Consider the following 9673-nt stretch of genomic DNA (forward strand, 5'->3'; position numbering starts at 1 on the left):
GTGACAGGTGTCCAAAAACGATATAAAAGGAAAAACATATTGAAAGACGTTTCTTTTCAAATGAAAGAAGGAGAAATTGTCGGCCTAGTTGGGGAGAATGGTGCCGGAAAATCGACATTATTGCAAATTTTGGCTACGGCAATGGAACCTTCTGCTGGAGAATTGCGTTTAAATGGTAAGCGATATGAAGACGATTTCAAGCAGTTGCGGCAAATAATAGGCTATGTGCCTCAAGATATTTCGGTTTGGGAAGAGTATACAGTCGAAGAGAATATGCGTTTTTTCGAGAAGCTTTCATGGAAAAGAAGAACTCCCGAAGAATGCAGGAATCTCTGTCTCGATATGCAGTTGACACAGTGGAAGGAACCGGTCCATTCACTGTCCGGAGGAATGAAGCGCAAGCTCAACTTGGCCATCAGCCTGCTGCATGACCCGATCCTACTTTTACTGGACGAACCGACAGTCGGGATTGATTTAAAGTCAAAAACGGAGATTGGAAATTATTTGTTGAACTTAGCCAGGAAAGAAGGAAAAATGATTCTTTACACGTCCCATGACATGGACGAAATTACGAATGTATGCGACCGTGTTTATTCAATCGGAGAAGATCCCTTTTATCTATCTTTGCTTAAGGAACGCGGCATTGGCGTCGAAAGGTTATCCTGAAGGAACTTGCCATTTTTTCAGCAGCCCCCTCATATACTAAAATTGACTTGAATAGGTGATCAAGTGAAGAAAACAAAGAAGTTGGGGATTACGATAGGAATTGCAACGGTTTTACTCGGGTTAGGAACTTGGTTCTGGTTAGGTAAATGGATGACAGATGGACAGAAACCATTGGCGGATGGATCAAATGAATATGCTATCATTCTTGGTGCTAAAGTGAACGGGGAGACACCTTCGCTTACTTTACGCTATCGGTTGGAAGAGGCGTTAGCCTATGCAGAATCATATCCTTATGTGAAATTCATTTTATCAGGCGGGCAAGGGCCGGACGAGGACATTGCCGAAGGGGAAGCGATGAGGCGATATTTGATGGAGAATGGTGTGCAGGAAGAACGGCTGCTGCTCGAAACCGAGTCGACATCGACGTACGAAAATATCCTTTATTCAAAGAAGCTGCTGCCAGAAGAAGTAAATGAAATAACGATTATCACAAGCGACTTCCATCTTGCGAGAGCAAGGATGATTGCAGACAGTTTCGGCCTTAAGACAGATGCTTTGCCAGCCAAAACACCACAATCCGTAGAAGCTAAGCACCATGTTAGAGAAAGACTCGCACTTATTAAGACAGTTATTGTAGGAAAATAAAAAAGCAAACAGCCCGCGTCCAAAGCGGGCTGTTTTGCGTCCAAAGCGAGAGGCCGCGCGTCCAAAGCGAGAGGTTGCGCGTCCAAAGCGAGAGGTTGCGCGTCCAAAGCGATAGGTCGCGCGTCCAAAGTGAGAGGTCGCGCGTCCAAAACGAGAGGTCGCGCGTCCAAAGCGAGAGGTCGCGCGTCCAAAGCGAGCCCCACCGCATCCAAAGGGAGTGCTACGCGCTCAAAGCAAATCAATCGAATGAAAACTCGGCTTCAATCCATCAAACGTTGAAATATATCGAAAACCGATCGACCGTAACAGCTCGAGTGACTCCTTGAAATCGAAAGCGATATCCTCAGGCTTATGTGCATCCGATCCAAGTGTAATGATCTCCCCGCCACATTCCTTATAGAGCTTCAAAACGTCATCACTCGGCAAACCGTTCGGCAACCCATAACGGACACCTGAAGTATTCAACTCAATTCCTTTTCCAGCAGGAATGATAACGTTAAAAATTTCACGTAATACTTCATGGAAATCATTATCGATCACTTCAGGCGCGTACCGTTTAATCAAATCGACATGTCCCAATATGGAATAGTTCGTAAAGTTCTTCACGCAATGCAGCAATTCATTGTAATACTTCAAAGATGCTTCCTCGACAGTAATCCCTTTGAAAAGCTCCCCGTAATGCAAGCCTTTCCGTGCAACGGTATGCATCGAACAAATAATGAAATCGAAATTCTCCGATTGAAGCATTCCATCATATTGCTCCAATAAATGCGGCTGCACACCAATTTCGACACCTTTCTTAATGCGGATCTGCCCGTCATACCGCCTCCGCAATTCATCGATCCGCTCATCGTATTTCCTTTTATCGAAATCAAATTCAATTGAATCATCGGGATAATCATAATCGATATGTTCCGTGAAGCAGATTTCCGCAAGTCCTTTTGAAATCGCTCCCTTCACCATTTCTTCCATGTCTACATTACAATCTCCTGAAAATGAACTATGCATATGGTAATCAAACATTTAAAAAATTCCCCCTATCAGTTGACAAATAAGAAATATAGATTTATAGTACGTTATAACTTTAATGAGGTAAAGTAATAAAGTGAAAGTAAAAGGTGGTAAGCAAATGATACCGAATTTGACTGAAGATGAAAAGTTTGAACAAGTCACGAGCGTATTGAGCAAACGTTTTTCCACTCACGGGTTCCATCGAGTCAGGACACCGGCATTTGAACGTTATGACCTTTATTCCAAAGTGACGAGCTCGGTGAACCGGAAAGAGATGGTGAAAATAGTCGATCCTGCTGGGGATGTACTTGTCCTCAGACCGGATGTGACGATTCCGATTACACAGGAATTGTCTCACTCTGAAACCAAACTGACAAGCGAACGCCGCTTTTATTATATACAGGAAGTGTTTCGGCGGTCATCTGATCCGACTGAAAAAATTGAAAGGACACAATCCGGTATTGAATATTTTTGTGAAAGTTCACCAGAAGTCGATGCAGAAACGATTGTCTTGGCCTTGCAAACGATGAAGGATTTGAAGTTCCAAGATATTAAGGTTGAAATTGGTCATACCGCTTTTTTTCAAGAAATGATCGCAAAGCTACCGTTGACCGAATTGCAGCTAGATCAGTTGAAAGCATTGATTCAAGCAAAGAACAGTGTTGAAATTGCACCGTTTCTTAAAAATGTAGATGCAGATCCAGATATGAAATATGCCATTATGCAAATTCCACACCTCTACGGAAAGCCGGAAGATGTCCTGCGTCGTGCAAAGGAAATATCTACAGCTTTCCGAATGGAAGAAACCCTTTCATATGTCGGGGAAGTTTGCAGGAGGTTATCTGCACAAGGCTTTGAAGAGCAAATTGTCATCGACTTTGGGTTGATCAACCGAATGGACTATTACTCAGGCATCTTATTCCAAGGGTATGTTGGACATTTTGGCAAGCCAGTGCTGATGGGAGGACGATACGATCGTTTAGGCTATGAATTTGGAGCCGATTTGCCGGCGATTGGATTCGCTTGTGAAATCGAATCATTGTTAAAGGCTTCCGATAATCAGAAATTGTTGAAAGGATAGGAGGGGGATGAAGGATGGATACGATAACGATCGCAATGGCAAAAGGGAGGATCGCAAACGAAGCGCTTTCCTTATTGGAGAATTCCGGAATCCTATTTTCGGATTTTGATGAAAAAAGCAGGAAACTCATCTTCACAGACGACGGGAGAAGCATCAAGCTGATCTTCGTAAAAGCAGTCGATGTTCCGACGTATGTTGAGCTCGGAGCGGCGGATATCGGGGTGATTGGCAAGGATGTCGTACTGGAAGATCCGAAAGAAGTATATGAACTATTGGACCTTGGCATCGGGAAATGCAAAATAGCGGTTGCGGGTTTCCCTGGCGAAAAAATGATAGACAAACCAAAGCTCACCATAGCTTCGAAATATCCGAATCTGGCAAAAATGCATTTTGATCAAAAAGGCCTTCGTACCGAGATCATCAAGTTGAACGGATCGGTAGAATTGGCGCCGCTTATCGGCTTAGCAGATTGCATCGTCGATGTTGTCGAAACTGGGACAACATTGAAAGAGAATGGATTAGTTGTTCTCGAAACAATTGCGGAAGTGAGCGCAAGATTGATTGTCAATAAAGCAAGTTATGCCTTGAAGACAGAACGGATACAACAATTCATAGCCGACGTAAAAAAAGGTTTGGAGGTGTATTCATGAAAATTGTCACCGCGACCGACTATACGATGGAAATTAAAAAGCGGAACAAACAATCAACTGATTTGGAATTCGATAGGAAAGTGCTGGCGATTATAAACGACGTCCGCTTGAATGGAGATGCGGCAATACTTACGTACACGGAGCGGTTTGACGGTGTGAAACAAGAAAGCCTAATTGTCACGGATGACGAATTTGATGAAGCATACACGCTCGTCTCCCAAAGCTTTATTGCATCTCTACTGAAAGCGAAACAAAGAATCACTGACTTTCATGAAGAACAACGGGAACGTTCATGGTTCATCCGACAAGAAAAAGGAATTTTACTCGGTCAGCAAGTGACTCCGATTGAAAAAGTCGGCATCTACGTGCCCGGTGGGAAGGCGGCCTATCCGTCAACTGTTCTCATGAATGCTATCCCCGCAACAATTGCTGGGGTCGACCATATTGCCATCACTACACCGCCGCAGCCGGACGGGAAAGTGAATCCACATGTGCTTGTGGCGGCGAAAGAGTGCGGTGTCGATATTGTCTATAAAGTGGGCGGCGCACAGGCGATAGCCGCATTTACCTATGGGACGGAATCGATCGGGCGAGTGATGAAAATAACTGGTCCCGGCAACGCATATGTAGCTAGGGCGAAAAAATGGGTATTTGGTGACGTTGCGATCGATATGATCGCAGGTCCAAGCGAAATTTGTGTTTTGGCGGATGAAACGGCAAACCCTGCGTTCGTGGCGGCAGATCTGCTGTCTCAAGCGGAGCATGACGAAAGGGCAGCGGCCATTTGTGTGACGACTAGCGAACGGTTTGCAGGCAAGCTTGTGGCGGAAGTCGAAATCCAGTTGTCTAAACTGGAACGGGTGGATATTGCAAGTCGATCCATAAACGATTTTGGCAGAATCATCGTTGTTAATTCGCCGGAGGAAGCGATTGGCGTTGTGAATGAAATTGCACCGGAGCATTTGCAAATCATGGTTGAAAATCCGATGGAACAACTGCCGTTTATACGGAATGCTGGCGCTATTTTCCTCGGACCGTTTTCACCGGAAGCATTGGGGGATTATATGGCGGGACCGAATCATACATTGCCGACTAGCGGAACTGCCGCATTCTCGTCTCCGTTAGGTGTTTATGATTTCCTTAAAAAATCGAGCATTATCCAATACACGGAGGATGCGTTCAATGAAGTGGCGGACGACATCATTGTTATGGCGGAAGCAGAGCGATTGACGGGACACGCCGAATCGATCCGACTGCGGAAGGGGGAAGAGGAATGAGAAGCTGTGAAATTTCGAGGAACACTGCGGAAACGGCAATTGATCTCGAGTTTGCGATCGATGGAACAGGTAAGACGGATATACGGACAGGAGTCGGTTTTCTCGACCATATGCTGATATTGTTCGCGAAGCATGGCAGATTTGATTTGATAGTCGAGTGCAACGGTGATCTCACCGTCGATCAGCACCATACGGTCGAAGATATCGGCATTGTACTTGGGCAGGCGTTCAACCGTTGCATCGGAAAAAAGGAAGGAATCGAACGGTATTCGATGGTGTCAACCCCGATGGACGAGGCACTTTCAACTGTCTCACTCGACATAAGCGGACGCTCTTTTCTCGTCTATAATGTCGAAGGACTGAAAGACAAAGTAGGGGACTTTGATACCGAATTGGTGGAGGAATTTTTCCTCGCCTTCACGAGACATGCCAATGTAACATTGCATATCAATTTGCAATATGGAAAGAACAGTCATCATATTATCGAATCGATTTTTAAAAGTTTTGGAAGGGCTTTGCGTATTGCGAGTTCAATAAATTCTGAAATAGAAGGGGTTCCATCGACAAAAGGCATCTTATAAGGGGGAGTCGTCAATGATTTTATTTCCGGCAATCGATATTAGAGGTGGCAAATGCGTTCGTCTCATACAAGGCGATTACGCACAGGAAACCGTCTACCATGAAACGCCTTTGGAAGTGGCGAAAGAATGGGAAAAGCAAGGGGCCGAGTACATACATGTCGTCGATTTGGACGGCGCGAAGACCGGTGATTCATTGAATAAGGAAGCGATCGCGCAAATTGCGAAGGCCGTAAAAATCCCTGTACAAGTAGGCGGAGGGATACGGACGATGGAAACGATCGATTCACATATTGCAAACGGCGTCAGCAGGGTCATTATCGGGACGGCAGCCATTCAGAATCCGGGATTTGTCGAAGAAGCGGTCGCCAAATATGCTGAAAAGATTGCAGTGTCGATTGATGCGCGAAATGGATTTGTCGCAACGGACGGCTGGACGGAAACGACTGATGTCAAAGCGGTCAAGTTGTTGCGATGGCTTGAGGAAATTGGCGTCAAAACGGTCGTTTATACCGACATCATGAAAGACGGTATGCTGCAAGGTCCCAATTTCGACGAGCTATATGTGATGAACAAAGCATCAGACATAAACGTCATCGCATCCGGTGGGGTATCAACCAATCTTGACATCGTGAAATTGAAAATGATGGATCTGTATGGCGCTATTATCGGAAAAGCATTGTATGAAGGGAATCTATCCTTAGAAACAGCATTGGAGGCAGTGGGGAAATGAAAAAACGAATTATTCCATGCATGGACGTCGATAACCGGAAAGTCGTGAAAGGAAAAAAATTCTTAGATGTTCAAGAGGTGGCTGACCCGCTTGAACTAGCAAAAAAATATGTCGCGGATGGCGCGGATGAACTCGTTTTTTATGATATATCCGCCTCTACGAAAAACCGGGGAATGTTCCTTGATTTGATTGAAGAAATTGCAAAAGAGGTCCCGATTCCATTCATCGTCGGTGGTGGGATTCGGACAATCGAAGATATTGAAAAAGTCTTCAGCATCGGCGGGGATAAAGTTTCTATTAATAGCGCTGCATTGCTGAACCCTGAGTTGATTCGAGAAGCTGCTAGGAAATTCGGAACTGAACGAGTTATGCTTTCGATGGACGTAAAGAAGACCGGTCCTCGGAAGTGGTCCGTCTTTGCAAAGGGCGGCATGGAAGAAACGGAAATCGATGCAATCGAATGGGCGATAAAAGGAGAGCAATTGGGCGCCGGTGAACTCGTCGTTAACAGCATTGACGGTGACGGCGTGAAGGAAGGGTATGATATCGAGCTTTACAAAGCGTTGGCTGATGCGGTTAATATACCGATTGTTGCAAGCGGCGGGGCTGGCAAGCTGGAAGATTTTGCGGAGGTATTGACGGAAGGGAAAGCGAGCGCAGCCCTTGCAGCTTCCGTATTCCACTTCGATGAAATTAATCTCGGTGAATTGAAGACGTATTTGGAAGAACAAAAACAAGTTGTTAGGAATGAATCATGATGAATTTCGATGAACTTACATTTGATGAAAACGGTTTGATTCCTGCTATCATTCAGGACGAGACGACAGGTGAAGTGCTTATGCTCGCATATATGAATCGGGAATCCATCCAAAAGACACTCGAAACGAAAGAGACTTGGTTTTACAGCCGTTCCAGACAGGAACTTTGGAATAAAGGAGCGACTTCCAGCAATCGCCAAATTGTTAAACGGCTATCAGTCGACTGCGATCAAGATGCAATCCTCTTGCATGTGGAGCCGTTAGGACCCGCTTGCCATACGGGTGAAACGACATGCTTCTATACAAACGGATTTGAAGAAGATCGTTCAGTGCGTACAGTCGTTCATGAAATCGTAGACGAAATCAAGGAGCGTCGCGCAAACCCGATTGAAGGCTCTTACACTTCGTATCTGTTCCGAGAAGGGGTAGACAAAGTGTTGAAAAAGATTGGGGAAGAATCGACGGAAGTCGTCATCGGCGCGAAAAATCGGGATAAGCATGAATTGACGAACGAACTAGCAGATTTGACGTATCACACACTTGTCCTGATGGAACTATTGGACGTTTCAATTGATGATGTGAAGACGATTTTAAAAAACAGAAGACAGCATACAGGCAAGGGGTCTCAAGATGAATAAGCTTTGGAGTGAAATCGCGAAACGGGCCGAGCCTTATGTGCCGGGTGAACAATTGAATGAGCCAGACATCATCAAGTTGAATACGAATGAAAATCCTTATCCACCAAGTCCATTCGTCAAAGAAGCGATATTGGAACAACTGGAAGGTCAACTACGCTTATATCCATCTCCAACAGCAGACAGCTTACGCCTTGCCATTGCAGAAACTTACGGCGTTTCAAAGGAAGAAGTGTTTATTGGGAACGGGTCGGATGAAGTTCTTGCTTTTTCATTCATGGCTTTCTTCCATCCAGACAAGCCAATCCGCTTTCCGAACATCACGTATAGCTTCTATCCTGTATACGCAAAACTGTTCGACATTCCGTATGAGCCCATTCGTGTTAATGAAGACTTCACGATTCCAGAAGAATCTTTCTTTAACTCGGAAGGCGGTGTCATCCTTCCGAATCCGAATGCACCGACAAGTCTTTATATAGAACTTTCATCGATTGAATCGATTGTTGTGAATAACCCCGAAAAGGTCGTCATCATCGATGAGGCGTATATCGATTTCGCAACTGCATCCGCTGTGGAGTTAGTGAAGTCATATGACAATCTGCTCATCATCCAGACGACATCGAAATCCCGGTCGCTTGCAGGTATGCGCGTCGGTTATGCGATCGGACATCCCGATTTGATTGAAGCACTTGTGCGGATCAAGGATTCCATCAACTCATATACGGTCGACAGGCTTGCAATCGCCGGGGCGACGGCTGCATTACAAGATCAGGAGTATTTCAATTCAACTATTAAACAAATCAAGGAGACGCGGAATCGCTTTACGGCTGCGTTGAAGAGAATGGGTTTTCATGTTCTCCCGTCACAGGCAAATTTCGTTTTTGCCTCCCACGCGGAAAGGGCAGCGTCAGAGTTATATGTCCAGTTGAAAGAAGAAGGAATTCTCGTGCGCCATTTCAATCAACCCGACATCAATAACTATTTGCGCATATCGATTGGTACAGATGAACAGATGGATTGTCTGCTAGAGAAGCTGGAACAGATTCTAACGCTAGTTTGATAATAGGATAGCAATGCAGGATAGGGAACTGTTATACTGTAGTCAAATGGAATGTTTGGCACAAAGGGGGGAGCCTCCAGTTGACGACACCAAAATTTATCGATATTGCACTAATCATTTTCTTAGGCTATTTTGCAGTTGACCGTTTCACAAAAGGACAGACGGGCATCGCCATCTTCTTCACGGTCTTGGCCGTAATGAATGTATTTGTTCTTGTCATGAAAATAAAACAGGATAAAAACAGGGCGAATGAGTCAAAATAAGAAAAGCTGACATTGTATAATGCAGCTTTTTCTTCTGTTTTTGTAACTATTATGGTATAATGACTGAATGCAAATCTGAGAAGTGAGGAATTGACATGAAAAAATCAATTTACGGCTTGACGTTGGATCAATTGACAAATTGGCTAGTCGAAAATGGACAAAAGAAATTCCGTGCTGCACAAGTATGGGACTGGCTTTACAAAAAGCGCGTCACCAACTTTGCAGATATGTCGAATATAAATAAAGAATGCGTTCAATTAATGGAAGATAATTTTGTAATAGAGACGCTTGAACAGTCGGTGAAGCAAGTTTCAAG

Annotated in this window: 12 protein-coding genes and 1 pseudogene; 12 read left to right on the plus strand and 1 reads right to left on the minus strand. The window is 44.7% G+C overall.

Annotation, left to right across the window (positions count from 1 at the left end):
• Together AWV70_RS08940 and AWV70_RS08945 are read left to right on the plus strand one after the other, a co-directional pair.
• The gene (locus AWV70_RS08940) at nt 1–666 is read left to right on the plus strand and encodes an ABC transporter ATP-binding protein (protein ID WP_306464379.1); all 666 of its coding nucleotides are present in this window, start codon (nt 1–3) and stop codon (nt 664–666) included.
• Between the two features lie 63 nt (nt 667–729).
• Nucleotides 730–1311 (plus strand): YdcF family protein, encoded by a 582-nt coding sequence (locus tag AWV70_RS08945; RefSeq protein WP_235588593.1) that lies wholly within the window; start codon nt 730–732, stop codon nt 1309–1311.
• A 228-nt stretch (nt 1312–1539) separates the two neighbouring features.
• Here AWV70_RS08945 and AWV70_RS08950 read toward each other — a convergent pair whose 3' ends face one another.
• Nucleotides 1540–2334: a histidinol-phosphatase HisJ family protein gene (locus AWV70_RS08950; RefSeq protein WP_060206279.1), complete on the minus strand. Its 795-nt coding sequence runs from the start codon at nt 2332–2334 to the stop codon at nt 1540–1542.
• 106 nt (nt 2335–2440) lie between these two features.
• On the opposite strand from AWV70_RS08950, the gene AWV70_RS08955 reads away from it, so the two are divergent.
• The 10 genes and pseudogenes from AWV70_RS08955 to AWV70_RS24425 form a co-directional block, all read left to right on the plus strand.
• The gene (locus AWV70_RS08955) at nt 2441–3403 is read left to right on the plus strand and encodes an ATP phosphoribosyltransferase regulatory subunit (RefSeq protein ID WP_060206280.1); all 963 of its coding nucleotides are present in this window, start codon (nt 2441–2443) and stop codon (nt 3401–3403) included.
• 14 nt (nt 3404–3417) lie between these two features.
• A complete protein-coding gene (gene hisG, locus AWV70_RS08960) occupies nt 3418–4053 on the plus strand; it encodes an ATP phosphoribosyltransferase (RefSeq protein ID WP_060206282.1) in 636 nt (211 codons plus the stop codon).
• A complete protein-coding gene (hisD, locus tag AWV70_RS08965) occupies nt 4050–5330 on the plus strand; it encodes a histidinol dehydrogenase (protein WP_060206284.1) in 1281 nt (426 codons plus the stop codon). Before hisG ends, hisD begins: the two co-directional genes overlap by 4 nt.
• Entirely contained in the window at nt 5327–5911 is a 585-nt protein-coding gene (hisB, locus tag AWV70_RS08970) for an imidazoleglycerol-phosphate dehydratase HisB (RefSeq protein ID WP_060206286.1), read from the plus strand. The genes hisD and hisB overlap by 4 nt, the downstream gene beginning before the upstream one ends.
• A gap of 13 nt (nt 5912–5924) precedes the next feature.
• Nucleotides 5925–6641 carry a 1-(5-phosphoribosyl)-5-[(5-phosphoribosylamino)methylideneamino]imidazole-4-carboxamide isomerase gene (gene hisA / locus AWV70_RS08975; RefSeq protein ID WP_060206292.1) on the plus strand — a complete coding sequence of 239 codons (717 nt, stop codon included), beginning with the start codon at nt 5925–5927 and terminating at the stop codon, nt 6639–6641.
• Nucleotides 6638–7399, plus strand: a complete 762-nt coding sequence (hisF, locus tag AWV70_RS08980) for an imidazole glycerol phosphate synthase subunit HisF (RefSeq protein WP_060206294.1) — start codon at nt 6638–6640, stop codon at nt 7397–7399. Before hisA ends, hisF begins: the two co-directional genes overlap by 4 nt.
• Nucleotides 7396–8037, plus strand: coding sequence for a bifunctional phosphoribosyl-AMP cyclohydrolase/phosphoribosyl-ATP diphosphatase HisIE (gene hisIE, locus AWV70_RS08985; protein ID WP_060206296.1), 642 nt, complete (start codon nt 7396–7398; stop codon nt 8035–8037). The genes hisF and hisIE overlap by 4 nt, the downstream gene beginning before the upstream one ends.
• Nucleotides 8030–9094 (plus strand): histidinol-phosphate transaminase, encoded by a 1065-nt coding sequence (gene hisC, locus AWV70_RS08990; protein ID WP_060206299.1) that lies wholly within the window; start codon nt 8030–8032, stop codon nt 9092–9094. The genes hisIE and hisC overlap by 8 nt, the downstream gene beginning before the upstream one ends.
• A gap of 80 nt (nt 9095–9174) precedes the next feature.
• Nucleotides 9175–9357: a hypothetical protein gene (locus AWV70_RS08995; protein ID WP_060206301.1), complete on the plus strand. Its 183-nt coding sequence runs from the start codon at nt 9175–9177 to the stop codon at nt 9355–9357.
• Nucleotides 9358–9452: 95 nt separating this feature from the next.
• Nucleotides 9453–9673 (plus strand): annotated as a pseudogene (locus tag AWV70_RS24425) (23S rRNA (adenine(2503)-C(2))-methyltransferase RlmN); the annotation flags it as partial.

The organism is Sporosarcina koreensis, from assembly GCF_001531445.1.
GTDB classification, from domain to species: domain Bacteria; phylum Bacillota; class Bacilli; order Bacillales_A; family Planococcaceae; genus Sporosarcina; species Sporosarcina koreensis_C.